The organism is Labilibaculum manganireducens, from assembly GCF_963665805.2.
GTDB classification, from domain to species: domain Bacteria; phylum Bacteroidota; class Bacteroidia; order Bacteroidales; family Marinifilaceae; genus Labilibaculum; species Labilibaculum manganireducens.
Genome location: NZ_CAXXEE010000003.1, coordinates 4,714,885 through 4,731,074 on the forward strand (window position 1 = coordinate 4,714,885; position 16,190 = coordinate 4,731,074).

Consider the following 16,190-nt stretch of genomic DNA (forward strand, 5'->3'; position numbering starts at 1 on the left):
GACCCGATATAACCATTTTATGATGGAGAAGTATAAACTGAATATGAGTAATAGAAGTAACCTTCGTTGGAAGACTCTCCTTCTGATTTTTTTCGTTTTCCTTTTTGCATTTCAGACTTCTGCAAGAAAACAAAGAGTACTTGTTTTGCATTCTTACCATCAGGGATTGAATTGGACCGATAATGTAAGTGCCGGGATACAATCTGTTTTGGGTCGTGAAGACGATGTTGAGCTGATGTTTGAATACATGGATACAAAACGGAATTCAAATCCAGAATATCTGAAAGAATTCGCGAATCTTTATGGCCTCAAGCATCTAAAAAATAAATTTGATGCCATCATTGTTTCTGACAACAATGCCTTGGATTTTGTAAGAGATTATTATACTGATTTCTTTAAAAACACACCAATAATTTTCTGTTCTATCAATCAATTCTCCGATCAGCTGGTGAAAGGGATCGAACACATTTCGGGTGTTACCGAAGAAATTGACTCCAGAAAAACAATTGAAGTTGCCTTGCGTTTGCATCCTAAGGCAACAAAATTAGTTGTGATTAACGACAATCAGACTCAATCGGCAATCTTGAACAGAAATAACATTAAATCTTTTTGGCCTGACTTACATACCGATGTTGAACTTGTTTTTTTGGAGAATTTACTCATTGATGAACTGGTTGATCAGGTTAAACACCTTGACCCCAACAGCATTATTTACCTCCTGAATTTTAGCCGCGATAAAGAAGGCAATTTTATTTCCTATCAGGAAAATATTGAAATTATACGAGAGGCAACAAAATTACCAATCTATAGCAGTTGGGAATTCTATTTTAACGAGGGTATTGTTGGAGGAATGCTCACAAGCGGATATAAAGAAGGAGAATTAGCCGCTAAAATTGCTCTTCAGGTATTGAATGGGAAAGAGATCAATAAAATTCCAATTGTACAATCAGGATACAACAATTTCAAATTCGATTTTGAACAAATGAAACGTTTTGGGATTCTCCCCAAACAACTTCCAAAAGGCAGTATCATCAGCAATCAACCACCTCCTATTGTTCCCCAGTACCAAACATCACTATTTGTAATCATTATATTCGGCTTAATCATTGCAATCATTTTACGGTATTCGAAATTGAAAAGGGAGCAGAATGAAAAGAAACTGATTCAGGAAAATGAAGAATTGGACCGAAGAGTAGCCGACAGAACAAAAGAAGTTGTGTTTGCGAACGAAAAACTGGAGCTGCAAACCGAACAAATTATCAAGCAAAATCAGGAGCTGGAGGATCACCGGCACAATCTTCTGGAACTGGTTAAAGTACGTACCGAAAATTTAGAAGAAGCAAATCTGGAATTGAAAAGCAGCCGGGACAGGCTTCTTCGAATGCTGGATGCAAATTCGGATGGTGTTTGGGAGCATAATTTCGCAAACGATCAAACCTACATTAGTAAGATCATCTGGGATAAACTGGGTTATAAATCTGTCACCATTTCAAACACAAAAGATCTTCTCTGCAAAATTATTCATCCGGAGGATTTAATCATCATCAAACAAAAACACCGGCAAAACAAATTGGGCTATAGCGCATTGTTTATTGTCGAATTCAGAATTTTCACAAGCACTAAAGACTGGATGTGGTTCAAAGCTAAAGGACAAATTCTTGATTATGACCAAAATGGAAAACCTTTAAATATTGTTGGTACACTTATTAATATCACCCAACGAAAAGAAGCCGAAGAAACAATAAAAAGCGAAGAACGAAAGTTGAGAGTATCAGAAAAAAGATGGCGTTCCTTAATTGAGCAGGCATCAGATGGAATATTAATTTACAATACTGACGGCCATATTCTGGATGCCAACTCAGCTGCCTGCAATTGGCTGGGCTATTCTGCTGACGAAATCCTAACACTAAATTACAGCGAAATAGATTCCATGCACAGCAGTTCCGAACTTCATACTTATTGGAGAAAATTAAATGCCTCCTACCCTTCTCTTTCTTTTGAGTCGGTGCAAAAAAGAAAAGACGGCAGCAGCTTTCCTGTCGAAATTCACTTAAGCTTAATTGAACTGGAAGACAGTAAACTGATTTTATCTTTGATAAATGATATTAGTGAACGCCAGAAGACCGAACGAAAAATTCTAAATGCAGTAATCAACACAGAAGAAAGTGAACGAAAACGATTCGCTACCGATTTGCATGATTCTATTGGGCCACTGCTTTCCAGCATCAACCTGTATCTGTCATCCATAAATAAATTTGAATCGGAAGCAGAGAAAAAGAACATTATAAAAGCTTCTGTTGAAGCGGTAAATGAAGCCTTGGTAAGCATCAAAGAAATTTCGAACAACCTGAGCCCGCATATTTTGAACGATTTCGGATTGGAAAAAGCCATCCGTTCTTTTACCAACAAAATCAATTTATCGCAGGCCATCAGCATTAGTTTTTATGCTGAAAATATGAACGAGAGAATCAACCATCAGGTTGAAGTCGTTATTTTTAGGGTAGTAAGCGAATTAATTAACAATACAATTAAACACGCTAAGGCAACAAATATTGAAATAAACTTGTCAAGAGAAGAAAATTTAGTTTCTCTTATTTATATTGACGACGGAATTGGTTTTGATGCCAAGGAGATCAATGCCGGAACATCAGCGGGAATGGGATTGTATAATGTATTTAGCAGGATTAAGTCGTTAAATGGTTCGCACAAAATAAAAAGCCACCCAAAACGTGGCGGCATGATGGCAGTAGTAGAAATTAATCTGTAAAATTAAAGAGCATGAGTGAGTACAGGGTAATGATTGTAGACGACCACAAAATGTTTAGAAGTGGATTGCGGTTTCTTTTGAATAGTGTTCCCAACATCAACATTGTAGGGGAAGCTTCGAACGGAAAAGAATTTCTTGAAATGGCAGATACTATTCCAATCGACATTGCCTTAATGGACATTAACATGCCGGAAATGAATGGAATTGAAGCCACACGAATAGCTCTTGAAAAATTTCCTGACATGAAAATAATTGTTCTGTCCATGCATGGAGAAGAGGAATACTACGATCAGATGTTAGATGCCGGCGTTAAAGGTTTCCTACTTAAAAACTCCGATGCCGATGAACTGATATCAGCACTTGAGGCAGTTATGGCTGGGAAAAGTTACTTCTCTCAAGAACTTTTGGTTGATATTCTTGATCAGAAAAGACTGCACAAATTAAGAACTGAAACCGTAAAATTATCCCAACGGGAATTGGAAGTTTTAAAACTAATTTGTGATGGATGCAGCAATGCTGAAATTGCTGAGGTATTATTTATCAGCCAAAGAACGGTTGACCGCCACCGATCTAACTTACTGAGTAAAACTGCTTGTAAAAATTCAACTTCACTGGTAATGTATGCAGTAAAAAACAGAATTATTGAAATAAGTTAACCGCCAGATAGTATAATTATCGGATCTTACATAAATTTCCATTCGTATCCCGTTAACATTTCGTATTTTTAGTTTCTCAAAAAACAGATGTTTACAAAATGGAAAGCAATTCACAACTGGATCTGGCTCACAAGTTTGTACGATTCACAAACACTACAATTTTTTTAACGGGTAAAGCCGGTACCGGAAAAACTACCTTTTTGCGCCAGTTAAAAGAGGAACTGCCCAAACGAATGGTGGTTGTTGCACCCACCGGTGTGGCGGCCATTAATGCAGGTGGTGTAACCATTCATTCCTTTTTTCAGCTGCCTTTTGGCCCCATAATGCCAGGGCAAATCCTAAACGAAGATAAAAACCCCAAAACCGAATCCAATTCGCCCATCCGGAAATACCGAAAAGAAAAAATCGATATTATAAAATCTCTCGACCTGCTGATTATTGATGAAATTAGTATGGTTCGCGCCGATTTGCTGGATGGCATTGATGAAGTGCTTCGCAAATTTAAAAACAGAAATCTGCCTTTTGGTGGTGTTCAGGTTTTAATGATCGGCGATTTGCAGCAATTGCCTCCTGTGGTAAAAAATGAAGAATGGAGTCTGCTTCGGAATCATTACGAAACACCTTTCTTTTTTAGCAGTCGTGCATTTCTGCAATCGCAGCACATTAGTATCGAACTCACACATGTTTACCGTCAAAAAGACGAAAGCTTCATTAAAATTCTGAATGAAATAAGGAACAACCAACTCTCGCAGGAATCCTATACCGAATTGGAAAAGAGATATTTGCCCGATTTTAAACCTACCGACAAGGATGGTTATATCACTTTAACAACACACAATGCCCGAGCTCAGAAAATAAACGAAGAAAAACTAAAGCAGCTAAAGGGAAAACCGCAGCAATTTATGGCGAACATTACAGGCATATTTCCCGAATACTCCTTTCCTACCGAAGAGCAGCTGCAGCTTAAAACAGGTGCACAGGTGATGTTTGTAAAAAACGACAGCTCGCCCGAAAAGCTCTATTTTAACGGCAAAATAGGAACGGTTACCGGTTTTGGCGATGATGTAATTCATGTAAAATGTGAGACAGACAATTTCGAAATTGATGTGTATCCCGAAGACTGGCACAACATCAATTACAGCATCAACCCGGAAAGCAAAGAAATTGAAGAAACAATTTCGGGTGGTTTTTCGCAGTTCCCATTGAAGCTGGCCTGGGCAATTACCATTCATAAAAGTCAGGGACTGACTTTTGAAAGAGCGGTAATTGATGCCAATGCAGCCTTTGCACACGGACAGGTTTACGTGGCCTTGAGTCGATGCAAGTCGCTGGAAGGATTGGTTCTTAAATCAACGTTAAGTAAATCGGGAATCATCTGCGACAACGCCGTATCTAAATTCACTCAAAATATGGAAGCCAATCCTCCGGGGGAAGAAAATCTGGAGAATTCCATTCGTAAATATCAGTTTCAGCTTCTCGAAGAACTGTTTTCTTTTCATGATATCTACCGAATCTGCAATTACTGCAACAAGCATTTGCAGGAAAACAGAAACAGTATTCAGGGCAATTTAGCTGATAAAATGAATGCTGCCCTTCCATTTCTTGGCCCTGAAATTCTGGTGGTTGGTGAAAAATTTATTCCATCGGTAAAACGGTATTGTACCGATAATCAGAACCTGCATGAAAACAAAGAGGCGCAGGAAAGAATCAGCAAAGCTTCGGCCTATTTCGTGGGAAAACTGGAGGAACACCTGCAATCCATTCTGAAAGATTTTAGTTTCGATACCGATAATCAAAGTATAAAGAAAGTAATTGAGGGGCATTTGAAACAGTTGAATGAAAAGCTAAGCGTTAAGCTTGTTAGTTTAAAATCGTGTTTGAAAAAATTCGATACTGCCAACTACCAAACTGTGCGTGCCAAAGCTCATTTCGAAAAACAAAACTTCCGTTTAAAGAGCCCTAAGGAAGTGGTTGATGAGAATGTAAAACATCCCAATTTGTTTCGAACACTAAAGAAATGGAGAAAGAATATGGCCGATAAAATAAACGCTCCGGTTTATTACATCGCCTCGCAGCAAAGTCTGGTTGATATTGCCAATAATCTGCCCTACACTACAGATCAATTAAAGGATGTGAAAGGCTTTGGAAAGAAGAAAATTGAACATTACGGCGCAGATGTAATCAAAATGGTTACAGAATACCGCCAGGGGCAAAATCTGGGTCTGTTGAATTTCACATCGGCTGAACCAAAAAAAATAATAAAACCCGGTAACAAACAAGATACGAAAGAGATAAGTCTGGAATTGTATAAAGATGGCCGAACAGTGCGTGAAATTTCGGCTTTCAGAGATCTTACCGTTGCAACAATAGATAAACACCTGGCGCATTACGTTGGCTTGGGAATGCTGCCTCTCGATAAATTTGTGGAGAAAAAAAAGATCAAAAAAATTAAAAAACAACTTGAAAGAGAGGATGTTGAAAGCCTGAATGAATGCAAACAAGAACTTGGTTCTGATTACTCCTACTCCGAAATACGATACGTTCAGGCTTATCTGAAAAATGCAAATACAAAATAAATCAATAACTTTTTAAGTTTAATTAACTTTAATTCAATCCTTTTTGCATTCCTATGCCCTACATTTGTAGTGTACAAAACAGAAAATGTTTTTTCATATAGATTAGATTTAGGTTAGTAATTAGGGTTAGAGAAAATCCCGGACTTCGCGGTTCGGGATTTTTCTTTGACCCTATCCGACTCCTACCATTCCTAACATTTAAAATGGAACAAATTCTCACACAAAATACTTGTCGTGACAATTAATTTATATATTTGTCATGACAAATACATTTGCTATGAACAAAATAGACTTAGAAAAATCTGTTAACCACCATATTGCCATTGGCGCAATCATGATAAAGAGAGTCTTCTTTAAAATATTAAGCCGAAACAAACTCAGTATTACCCCTGAACAATGGACTATTTTATATCATTTGACAGAATCGGATGGGATGACAATAGGTGAATTAAGCGAACTCACATACAAAGATTTCGCCAATATGAGCAGAATGACTCAAAAGCTTGAAGCTGCAGGTTTTGTAGAAAAACGAAGAGATGATATTGACAAAAGAATATTCAAACTTTTCATTACTCCTGAAGGCAAAGATTTAACCAAACAACTTCATCAATGTGCCTTTGAATCAACCAGTATTGCTTTAGAAGGAATTGATGATTCAACGAAAAAGATAATGATAGAAAATCTTAAAAAAATCATTCTAAACACAGATAAATTTCTAAAGTAAAGAATATGCAGCAATTATCAATCACCCAAAAGAAATGGCTTAAATCTATTCATCTTTTAGCCGCAGGAATATGGGTAACAACCGGATTAACCATGTTCCTTTTACATTTTATGCGCAAAGAATTACAAACCGGAGATCAATTGCATTTAATCAATAAAATCATCCATTTTATTGATATGAAGATTCTGGTTCCATCAGCAATCGTAAGCTTACTTACCGGATGGATTTATTCCCAATTTACAAAATGGGGCTACTTTCAACACGGCTGGTTGATATTTAAATGGATAATCACTTTGCTGATAATCATACTGGGTACTCTATATTCCGGTCCATGGATTGCCGAAATGGTGAGAATATCAGGTGAGCTTGGCCTGACTGCGCTTAGCAATACCGAATACCAATGGTATGATAAATCGCAAACATTAATGGGCATTTGCATGAATGGCACACTGATTCTTACCATTTTTATTTCAGTGTTTAAACCGGGGAAATCAAAAAAGAAAATAAACAAATGAATTTTTAAGCTTCCTTAACTTTAATTCAATCCTTTTAGCATTCCTACACACTACATTTGTAATGTAGAAAACAGATAATTTTTTTTCATAGATTAGATTTAGGTTAGTAATTAGGGTTAGAGAAAATCCCGGACTTCGCAGTTCGGGATTTTTCATTTGATAAAAATTCACAGATTTCCACGAAGTAAAATCATCTGCAGAAATCATAAAAAATCACAATCATCTTTGTCTCCATTTTGAAAAACAGATAACTTTATCTTTATTTGTATTCAATTTAAATAGCATGTGCGATTTTTACTTTCTTTTTGGATGAATCGCATTCCAAATTTATATTTCCTGCTGTTTTAAATAGCTTTTAGCCAAGGGCTATTAGCTAAAAACTTCTAATTTTTGGTATGGAAGTTTATTAAACAAGTAATAGTTATTAAATAACAATAAATTGATTTAACGAATATGGAAGATATACAATCACCATGCATTAGCATTTGCCGGCAAGACAGCAACGGCGTGTGCTTTGGATGCAGAAGAACAACTGAAGAAATAGGAAACTGGTCGCTGTACACCAACCAAGAAAAAGAAGAGGTAATTAAAAAAGCTGCCAACCGGCGAAATGCTCCCGACACAGCGACAGGAACTTTTTTCAGATAAAAAGATTACAGCCAAATTGAAATAACAATTCAAGAAACATATCGGAAATATCCCGGGCTTCTGCCCTGGATTTTTTCTTTACAAACACCCCATAAAAGCAATAAAAGAAGCTGGATTTAACAAAATCTGATATTTTCAGAAAACCACAGCAGGTTTCGATGTAAACCACGTGTGGTTTCATCCAAAAGCACGTGTGGTTTTGAGTAATACCATAGCAGGTTTTGACGAAAAGCACAGCAGGTTTCGAGTAAAACCACAGCTGCATGCTAAAAGCGTGAAGAAAGATTTGGCTTCAGCCAGTAGGTTGAAGAGAGAAAGCATTAAAGAAATCAACGAAAACTTGGTGGGCTATATAAATACCATGGCAAAAGTAAATCCAGCTACCTACGAAGCTACTGCCAAAACCATTGCCGAATTAATCGATAAAAACAACGAATTGGTAAAACGCCGCCGCAAAACAAAGGAGGCAGATACCGAATTGGTGTAAAAACCACCTGCTAAGGGTTTCACAAGTTGTGAAACCTTTTGTTTTTGAATAAAAGCCTCAAACACCTGCAAACAAGACCTTTCTTTACTATTTATACTGATACCGGATAAGCGGGACTGGTTTCTGTTTTTATTTTATGCTTACTTTTAAGGGGCGACAGTAAAAAACAAATGGATAAAACACTTTTACGTGTGCTTCATGCACCAAAAGAGAATTATAGAAAGTATGAATAACCTAAGTTCACATGATATTGAATTATTGCATGCATTTTTTAAGCCGGCCAGCCATCTTACCGATGAAACATTTGAGGAAATGAGTAAATATTTTACAAAATACTCTTACAAAAAAGGAGAATCCATTTTGAAAATCGGAGAGCTTGAAACTAAGGCCAGTATTGTGTTAAAGGGTGTCGTACACCAATATATTTTTGACGAAGGTGAGTCTAAGACCATAAATATTACACCAAAAGGATTGAGTTTTAATAGTCTTAAAAGTTACATTGACGGATCGCCATCACTTGAAGTGCATGAAGCTATAACCGATCTGGAAATTGTCTCTATTGACAAGCGTGATTTAGAAATTCTGACAAAAAACAGCCATGAATTCAGTTATCTCATGTTTAAAGTATATGAAAGAATTCTTCTCGATCGCGAAAATAGAATGATTGTGTTACAATATCGAAACCCGTCAAAACGCTTCTCACTTTTTCATGAAATAGTAGAAAGGGCTAACTGGATTCTGAAAGATACACCAGATAAATACATAGCCAGCTACTTAAATATGACACCACAACAATACAGTAAGGAAAAGAATATTTTTTTTAGAAACAAAAAATCGGAATAAGTTATCCTGAGGCAACTTCACTTCGTACAACATTCTATTATTTTGTGAATGCATAAAAATATTAGAATGAAAAGACAGTATTTATTTTTAATTATTATTTCTTGTTTCGGTTTATCAGCTTTAGGGCAAGAAATGCCTAATTCAGTGTTAAATCAATATTCAATTCAAGAGTTTGGAGAGTTCTATAATCCTACAAGTAGAGTCGGTCGACAAAACTTAAAAACAAACCATCTCTATAAAGAAAAATTAGATAGTATTATTGAGTACAATTACGATGAAGGGACAGGCACGTGGAATAAGAAATTCATAAAAACGACTTATGTATACGATGAAAATTTCAATCAGATATTATGGGTTTACTCGGCTTGGAATGCTGGTGACAGCAATTGGACAAACCTCATAAAAGAGGAATCGCAATACGATGAGATAGGAAACAGTGTGGTGAATACCCAATTTATTTGGTCAAATGACCACTGGAAGGAAGAAAGAAAATGGGTCTATTCGTACAACCAAAACAATGAATTGATTCAGAAGATCAGTTATCAATGGAAATATGATTTAGAAGATTGGTTATTAACAGAAAGATGTGATTATAGTTATAATGCTCAAGGAAAACCTTTAACAGACAGTTTATATTGGTGGTATGCCAATTCGCAGGAATGGAAATTACAAGAGAAGGTTGATTACGAGTATATAAATGACAAAGAACTACATTATATTTTTTCTTAGTACATGACAATAATACAAATCATTGATTTTCAACAAAATAAGCCTCTGTATATTTAGATAAGACGTTGATTTTCATTATCTTAGAAGAATAATACCACTCATTTTTCTAATGAAGAAAATCAACGTCGAGAATAAAAGTAAGGAATTCATATCAATATTGAATACCCATTTTGAAGGAAAAGTTAATTTATCACGTCTGAAATTTATTTCCATGTTTGTGTTTGCCCTATGCAAAGTCCAGACTGTAGGTTTCGAAAAATTAGCTAACGCATTTGATAGTAAGGCTCAGGCAGAATCATGTTTAAGGCGTGTTCAACGTTTTATCGCGCAGTTCATGTTAGATTCTGATTTGGTTGCAAAACTCATTTTTGGATTATTACCCCAAAAAGAAAACTTGAGACTTAGTATTGACAGAACAAATTGGAAATTTGGGAAAACTAATATCAATATCTTCATGCTTGGTGTAACTTATAAAGGAGTGGCTTTCCCTCTGCTGTTTTCTATGCTGGATAAACGTGGCAATTCCAATTGCCGGGAGAGAATTGATTTAGTGAACCGATTCATACGGCTTTTCGGAACGGAATGTATTGACTGTTTGATGGCTGACCGTGAATTTGTTGGAGATAAATGGATCGAATATCTAAATGAAAATCGTATTCGATATTATATCCGAATCAGGAATAATTTCAAAATTTACGTGCCTCATAAAAATGAGGAAATTAAAGCAGCATGGTTGTTTAAATCGCTTAAGTTTGGGGAGTTTGTTCATTATAAACGAATTGTTAGAATGGGATCACAGCTTTGCTATATCTCTGGATGTAAACAAAAAGGCAAAAAAAAAGATGAAGAATTATTGATGATCGTATCGTTCAATAAACCAGAGCAGGCTCAAATAAATTATAAAGAGCGTTGGCAAATAGAAACTTGCTTCAGAGCAATGAAATCAAGTGGCTTTGACATTGAGAAAACACATTTACAAGCCATTGATCGAATTGAGAAACTGACTCTTCTTGTTATGATAGCTTTCGTCTGGTGTTATAAAATCGGAATATTCATACATGAAAATGTGAAGAAAATTAAAATAAAAAAACATGGACGAAAAGCTAAAAGTATATTCAAATGTGGATTATCTTATATTGCAAACGTCTTGTTAAATTCAGAAAATCAGAACAATATAAATGTGTTCAAGTTTTTGTCATGTACTTAGATATTTTTTATTCAAATTGGGATAGCAATGCAAATCAGTGGATACCGAGCAAAAAAAAATGGTACTTATATGATTTGCAATGGCGCTTAATCAATTTATCAAGCTACGAATGGGACATTTCAAGTGAAGATAATTGGAAATTGACAAATAGAAAGGGGTATAGTTATGATGACGATGATTATTTGAAAAAATATGCTAATGTGGTTATTAAACCTCGTAAGGAGGATGGCTTTCTTCAACATGAGATTATGTGGGAAACATATGAATTCGATTTTTCTTTAATGTTTAGTGATATTTTATTGCCTAATTATTTCAATCATCAGGAGTTAAAGTTTCATCATAAGCTTTTAAATACAAGCCTAAGCCAATACAATTATGATACAAAACAAGAAGAACAATACAGAGAGATGGAATTTTATTATTCCCCAATAGTTGTAACAGGAATCGAAAGTCATGACATTTTATCGGAAAACATAAGCATATATCCGAATCCAGCTAAGGAAAGCATACACATAAATTACCCAAGTGAATTTATCCAGGCATTGTTTGAATTATATGATATTAACGGAAAAAAAATAATCTCGTCGACCATAAATAAAGATGAAAGTATAGATATAAGAGCATTAATAAAAGGGGTTTATATTTATCGCATTAAGTTTGATCAATATGAAAACGTAGGCAAGTTAATCAAAGAATAAGCCTTTTTTAGCAACTATTACTGCTTGTCCTATATCAGCTTCTACCACTTATACCTATTAATTGTAGCAGGTTGACAGCCATATAACACAAAAAACAGTGGAAGTAAAATTAGCCACAGTGCTTTTAATAAAGCAAAAATGAAAGTCACTATTGCAATTCACCAACCAAGAATCTCTATAAATTTATCAATCTTATATTTGCAAGAGATCGAGATAATATAGCACGAAAGCACAGTCGAGTAAGCCAGGGGAATTTGACTTCGTCGATTTTCAATTCACCCCTGACTTCTCACAGAACCGTATCCTGAAAAAAATCGGGACAGGCCGCAAATCTCTCAATTCCTGCGGCTCTTATTATGCAGTCAATTCAATTTTAGGTTAACTGATAGCCTAATGCCCAATGATAAAATAGATTGGGATAACATAAACCAGCTTGTGACTTACTAATGCTTCTGAGAGTCACCCCAATGCATAAGGGACTTGCACCCTCTGGGAAAAAAATCGCCCATCAAATAATCTTTGTTTATGCTAAATTTGTATATTTAACATTTTAACGACCTTTCTGTGGGTGTGGTCATGCTCATGCAGGGCACACACAATGTGTATAATTCATAAGGGTTTCAGTGGAATTCGAAGGCTTGTAGCCCGCTTCGTCCTTTAGTGTCCGTGATAGGAAATCGCCCGCAATCCCTTACCGGCCATATTGTCAAACGTTACCTGTAGCTTTAAAACGTATTCGAGAAAAACAAAATTTATTTTTCCGTTTGAAAATTTGCCTATCAATTAATAGGTAAGTATATTTGCAAACAAAACACAATTGATAATGTCAAAACGAGAAGAAATTATCCAGCTTGCAGATAGCTTAATAAAACAAAAAGGCTACAATGCTTTTAGCTTCTATGAAATTTCAGATAAAGTCGGAATAAAAACCGCTTCTATTCATTACCATTTTCCAACAAAATCAGATTTAGGAGTTGCGGTAATTGAGCTGTACATTGCAAATCTCAATGGATTAAATGAAAGCCTTAGACGAAAATCTCCGATAGAAAAACTCGACAAATTCTTTTCCATTTATTCTAACATACAAAAAGAAAAAAAAGTGTGTTTAATCGGCTCATTGGCAACCGATTTCAACACATTAGACTGTAAAGTACAAGATAAATTAAAAGAATTTACAGCGTTGATGTTGGATTGGGTAAGCGGATTTTTAGTAGATGGAAGAAATGAAAATTTCTTTGTATTTGAAGGAGAACCGAGAAATAAAGCATTGGTGATTATTTCCAATATGCTTGCCATTGTACAACTTACACGACTTACAAATGACAATAATTTTGAAGTTGTGAAAACAGCAATTAAAAACGATTTGTTAAGAAAATAGATATGAAGAGAGTAGTTATAACTGGAATGGGAGCTTTAACTCCTATAGGCAACAACTTAGATGATTTTTGGCAATCGCTTGTCAATGGAGTGAGCGGAGCAGCACCCATTACAAAATTTGACACATCAAAATTCAAAACAAAATTTGCCTGCGAGCTCAAAAACTTTGATCCTTTAGATTTTATTCCAAAAGCAGAAGCACGTAAATATGACCTGTTTACACAATATGCATTGATTGCCGTAGAAGAAGCCATAAAAAACAGCAATATAAATTTCGACATCTTGAACAAAAACCGAATTGGTGTTATTTGGGGCTCGGGAAACGGTGGTATTGGTACATTTCAACAACAAGTAACCGAATTTGTACAAGGAGACGGTACACCACGGTTTAATCCTTTCTTTATTCCCAAAATGATTGTAGATATCGCTTCTGGTATTATTTCAATAAGATACGGACTTCGGGGTATAAATTTTACAACTGTTTCGGCTTGCGCTACTTCCAATACTGCAATAATTGACGCTTTTAATTACATCAGGTGGGGCAAAGCAGATATGATAATCACAGGTGGTTCAGAAGCACCAATAACAGAAAGTAGTGTTGGTGGTTTTAATGCATCTAAAGCATTATCAACACTCAATGAAATCCCTCAAATAGCTTCAAGACCTTTTGATATAAATAGGGACGGTTTTGTAATGGGCGAAGGTGCGGGAGCAATTATTTTAGAAGATTTGGAAAGCGCAAAAAAACGGGGTGCAACTATTATTGCAGAAATAGTTGGTGGTGGTATGGCTGCAGACGCATATCATTTGACAAGTACACACCCAGAAGGAGAAGGCGCATATTTGGGAATGCTTGCGGCTTTGAAAGATGCATATATTCCTGCCGAATACATTGACTATTTGAATGCTCACGCCACATCTACACCGTCAGGCGACATGAGTGAAATGAAAGCAGTAGAAAGAGTTTTTGGGAGACAAAGTAAGCTAAATATTAGTGCAACTAAGTCAATGACAGGACATTTACTGGGAGCGGCGGGAGCCGTAGAAGCGATTACCTGCATAAAGGCTATTCAAAACAATGTTGTTCCGCCAACAATTAATGCAGTCGACATCGAACCTGAATTTAAAGATAGTTTTAATCTAACATTAGGATCGGCACAAAAAAGACAAATAAATTATGCTATGAGTAACACCTTTGGATTTGGTGGACATATAGCTACAACAATTTTTAAAAAGTACTCTGAATAAAAAGGCAGCAAGGTGACGGTCTATTGACCGCCACTGTGCCTCTCACACCAGATACTTCGCAAGCTCAGCATAAACCAAGCGGGTTTACTCATAACATAATTTCGCAATAAGGTATTCATTAAGACTTCGCCGTACGTATACGTTTCCGAAGAATCGGGATTAAGTTATGGGAAATAAAGAATCACATCTATTTGGCGTGATTTGTTTGTCAATGTCGAGCATCGATTCATAACCGCGTTTTTCCAAACGTTTAAGGCCAATGGTTGTTCTCAGAATTAGACTTTATTCACCATGTGTGTTCTTTCTGGCGTTCATGGTGGCTTCGCCGTAGCCCAACCACCTGCTCGAGGCCTCGGGACTAATGCTTTCAGGAGTCAACTCAGTGCATAAGGGACTTGCACCCTCTGGGCTTTCTTTCATAAAAATTAACTACATAAAAGAACTTTTACTAAATTTATCATTCAAGGCACACACAAAAAATAAAGGGCATAGGCTGTCAGCATGAATTCGGGAGTTTAGCACATTAAATAAAATTGCCGAAACTTTTGTATCGGTTTGTGAAAAGAATAAATTATAACCAAAACAAAAGCTTCGGCTAAGTGGAATTTTAGAGGTTTGGTTTTTCAAATCAGCCCACGCCTCTTATTATCAACGTTAGGCATTATTGAAAGGAAAGTTTATGGACGAATTATTATTAATGGGATCTGGTGCTTTAAAAAAAATAGCTCTTGATAAGAATGCAAAAGAGTATCTTTTGAACAACAAACCCTTATATCAAATTTTGAGAAAAGCGGCAAATCGATATATAGGTGGTGAAACATTGGAAGAAACGATTCCAAAAGTTTTAAAAGAAAATAACAATGGATTCAAGTGTTCCATAGAATTTATGGGAGAGAATATTAAAACAGAAGATGAAGTTAATCAAGCTACTCAAGAGTTTATAAGAATTGTGCAAGGAATTAGAACGCAAAATCTGAATTCAACAATCTCCTTAGATTTATCACATATTGGTTTAGCTATTTCATCAGATCTTTGTCTAAATAAATTGTACCAAATATGCGAAGCTGCTCAGAATGATATCGAAATTATTATCAGTGCAGAAGGGGTTGAAAGAACTGATATGGTGATAGAAACTTATAAAAAAGCTTCCAAAAAGCACCCTAATTTAGCGATTACACTACAAGCTTATTTATACAGATCAAAAGATGATTTTCAAGACTTAATCCGAGAGGACGGACGGATTAGAATCGTCAAAGGTGCCTTCTATACTCCGGAAGGACATTCGATTCCAAGAGGAAAAAAGCTAGATGACAGATATTTGGACTATGTTGACCAGCTTTTATCTAAGAACCATAAATGCTCTATAGCTACGCATCATCACGAAATCCAACAAGAAGCAAAAATATTGATAGATAAGTATAATCCAGATAACGAATTATATGAATTTGAGAGTCTGTATGGAATCCAAACAGAACAACTTGTCAAATTGAAAAAAGAGGGCTATATGACGAAATTGTATTTTGTATATGGTCATGAATGGTATTTATACTTATGCAATAGAATAGCTGAATATCCTCTAAATATATTTAGAGCACTTACTGATATCGTTGAATAAACGATACCAGTCGAGTAAGCCAGGGGAAAAAGAGGTATTCGAGCGAGTACGGAAGACGAAAACACACAAAAAATAATAATGAAACCGAAACATCTGTTGT

Annotated in this window: 15 protein-coding genes; 14 read left to right on the plus strand and 1 reads right to left on the minus strand. The window is 35.8% G+C overall.

Annotated features, from left to right (window positions below; translation table 11 throughout):
- The first annotated feature begins 22 nt into the window (after positions 1–22).
- From ACHZAX_RS18600 to fabF, 13 genes are all read left to right on the plus strand, one after another.
- Entirely contained in the window at positions 23–2,767 is a 2,745-nt protein-coding gene (locus tag ACHZAX_RS18600) for a sensor histidine kinase (protein ID WP_320020124.1), read from the plus strand.
- 11 nt (positions 2,768–2,778) lie between these two features.
- The gene (locus tag ACHZAX_RS18605) at positions 2,779–3,423 is read left to right on the plus strand and encodes a response regulator transcription factor (RefSeq protein ID WP_101310313.1); all 645 of its coding nucleotides are present in this window, start codon (positions 2,779–2,781) and stop codon (positions 3,421–3,423) included.
- A 98-nt stretch (positions 3,424–3,521) separates the two neighbouring features.
- Positions 3,522–5,999 carry a helix-turn-helix domain-containing protein gene (locus ACHZAX_RS18610; RefSeq protein WP_320020125.1) on the plus strand — a complete coding sequence of 826 codons (2,478 nt, stop codon included), beginning with the start codon at positions 3,522–3,524 and terminating at the stop codon, positions 5,997–5,999.
- 277 nt (positions 6,000–6,276) lie between these two features.
- Positions 6,277–6,723, plus strand: a complete 447-nt coding sequence (locus tag ACHZAX_RS18615; protein ID WP_320020126.1) for a MarR family winged helix-turn-helix transcriptional regulator — start codon at positions 6,277–6,279, stop codon at positions 6,721–6,723.
- A 5-nt stretch (positions 6,724–6,728) separates the two neighbouring features.
- Positions 6,729–7,238 carry a hypothetical protein gene (locus ACHZAX_RS18620; RefSeq protein WP_320020127.1) on the plus strand — a complete coding sequence of 170 codons (510 nt, stop codon included), beginning with the start codon at positions 6,729–6,731 and terminating at the stop codon, positions 7,236–7,238.
- Positions 7,239–7,691: 453 nt separating this feature from the next.
- A complete protein-coding gene (locus ACHZAX_RS18625; protein WP_320020128.1) occupies positions 7,692–7,886 on the plus strand; it encodes a DUF1289 domain-containing protein in 195 nt (64 codons plus the stop codon).
- Positions 7,887–8,085: 199 nt separating this feature from the next.
- On the plus strand, positions 8,086–8,373 hold the full coding sequence (locus ACHZAX_RS18630; protein WP_320020129.1) for a hypothetical protein: 288 nt from the start codon (positions 8,086–8,088) through the stop codon (positions 8,371–8,373).
- Between the two features lie 225 nt (positions 8,374–8,598).
- Positions 8,599–9,216 (plus strand): Crp/Fnr family transcriptional regulator, encoded by a 618-nt coding sequence (locus tag ACHZAX_RS18635; RefSeq protein ID WP_320020130.1) that lies wholly within the window; start codon positions 8,599–8,601, stop codon positions 9,214–9,216.
- A 66-nt stretch (positions 9,217–9,282) separates the two neighbouring features.
- On the plus strand, positions 9,283–9,945 hold the full coding sequence (locus tag ACHZAX_RS18640) for a hypothetical protein (protein ID WP_320020131.1): 663 nt from the start codon (positions 9,283–9,285) through the stop codon (positions 9,943–9,945).
- Between the two features lie 109 nt (positions 9,946–10,054).
- Positions 10,055–11,152 carry an IS4 family transposase gene (locus ACHZAX_RS18645; protein WP_320017662.1) on the plus strand — a complete coding sequence of 366 codons (1,098 nt, stop codon included), beginning with the start codon at positions 10,055–10,057 and terminating at the stop codon, positions 11,150–11,152.
- Positions 11,143–11,850 carry a T9SS type A sorting domain-containing protein gene (locus ACHZAX_RS18650; RefSeq protein ID WP_320020132.1) on the plus strand — a complete coding sequence of 236 codons (708 nt, stop codon included), beginning with the start codon at positions 11,143–11,145 and terminating at the stop codon, positions 11,848–11,850. The genes ACHZAX_RS18645 and ACHZAX_RS18650 overlap by 10 nt, the downstream gene beginning before the upstream one ends.
- A gap of 823 nt (positions 11,851–12,673) precedes the next feature.
- Positions 12,674–13,228, plus strand: a complete 555-nt coding sequence (locus ACHZAX_RS18655) for a TetR/AcrR family transcriptional regulator (protein WP_320020431.1) — start codon at positions 12,674–12,676, stop codon at positions 13,226–13,228.
- 26 nt (positions 13,229–13,254) lie between these two features.
- On the plus strand, positions 13,255–14,475 hold the full coding sequence (gene fabF, locus ACHZAX_RS18660; RefSeq protein WP_462677417.1) for a beta-ketoacyl-ACP synthase II: 1,221 nt from the start codon (positions 13,255–13,257) through the stop codon (positions 14,473–14,475).
- 282 nt (positions 14,476–14,757) lie between these two features.
- Here the strand turns inward: fabF and ACHZAX_RS18665 are convergent, their stop codons facing one another.
- A complete protein-coding gene (locus ACHZAX_RS18665; protein WP_320020134.1) occupies positions 14,758–14,895 on the minus strand; it encodes a hypothetical protein in 138 nt (45 codons plus the stop codon).
- A 259-nt stretch (positions 14,896–15,154) separates the two neighbouring features.
- Here ACHZAX_RS18665 and ACHZAX_RS18670 point away from each other — a divergent pair, with 259 nt between their 5' ends.
- On the plus strand, positions 15,155–16,090 hold the full coding sequence (locus ACHZAX_RS18670; RefSeq protein WP_320020135.1) for a proline dehydrogenase family protein: 936 nt from the start codon (positions 15,155–15,157) through the stop codon (positions 16,088–16,090).
- Positions 16,091–16,190: the final 100 nt, after the last annotated feature.

Excerpts from the sequence above, each read along its gene's own strand:
- ACHZAX_RS18600 (WP_320020124.1), top strand. The coding sequence starts at position 23 with ATGGAGAAGTATAAACTGAATATGAGTAATAGAAGTAACCTTCGTTGG.
- ACHZAX_RS18605 (WP_101310313.1), top strand. The coding sequence starts at position 2,779 with ATGAGTGAGTACAGGGTAATGATTGTAGACGACCACAAAATGTTTAGA.
- ACHZAX_RS18610 (WP_320020125.1), top strand. The coding sequence starts at position 3,522 with ATGGAAAGCAATTCACAACTGGATCTGGCTCACAAGTTTGTACGATTC.
- ACHZAX_RS18615 (WP_320020126.1), top strand. The coding sequence starts at position 6,277 with ATGAACAAAATAGACTTAGAAAAATCTGTTAACCACCATATTGCCATT.
- ACHZAX_RS18620 (WP_320020127.1), top strand. The coding sequence starts at position 6,729 with ATGCAGCAATTATCAATCACCCAAAAGAAATGGCTTAAATCTATTCAT.
- ACHZAX_RS18625 (WP_320020128.1), top strand. The coding sequence starts at position 7,692 with ATGGAAGATATACAATCACCATGCATTAGCATTTGCCGGCAAGACAGC.
- ACHZAX_RS18635 (WP_320020130.1), top strand. The coding sequence starts at position 8,599 with ATGAATAACCTAAGTTCACATGATATTGAATTATTGCATGCATTTTTT.
- ACHZAX_RS18640 (WP_320020131.1), top strand. The coding sequence starts at position 9,283 with ATGAAAAGACAGTATTTATTTTTAATTATTATTTCTTGTTTCGGTTTA.
- ACHZAX_RS18645 (WP_320017662.1), top strand. The coding sequence starts at position 10,055 with ATGAAGAAAATCAACGTCGAGAATAAAAGTAAGGAATTCATATCAATA.
- ACHZAX_RS18650 (WP_320020132.1), top strand. The coding sequence starts at position 11,143 with ATGTACTTAGATATTTTTTATTCAAATTGGGATAGCAATGCAAATCAG.
- ACHZAX_RS18655 (WP_320020431.1), top strand. The coding sequence starts at position 12,674 with ATGTCAAAACGAGAAGAAATTATCCAGCTTGCAGATAGCTTAATAAAA.
- fabF (WP_462677417.1), top strand. The coding sequence starts at position 13,255 with ATGGGAGCTTTAACTCCTATAGGCAACAACTTAGATGATTTTTGGCAA.
- ACHZAX_RS18665 (WP_320020134.1), bottom strand. The coding sequence starts at position 14,895 with ATGAAAGAAAGCCCAGAGGGTGCAAGTCCCTTATGCACTGAGTTGACT.
- ACHZAX_RS18670 (WP_320020135.1), top strand. The coding sequence starts at position 15,155 with ATGGACGAATTATTATTAATGGGATCTGGTGCTTTAAAAAAAATAGCT.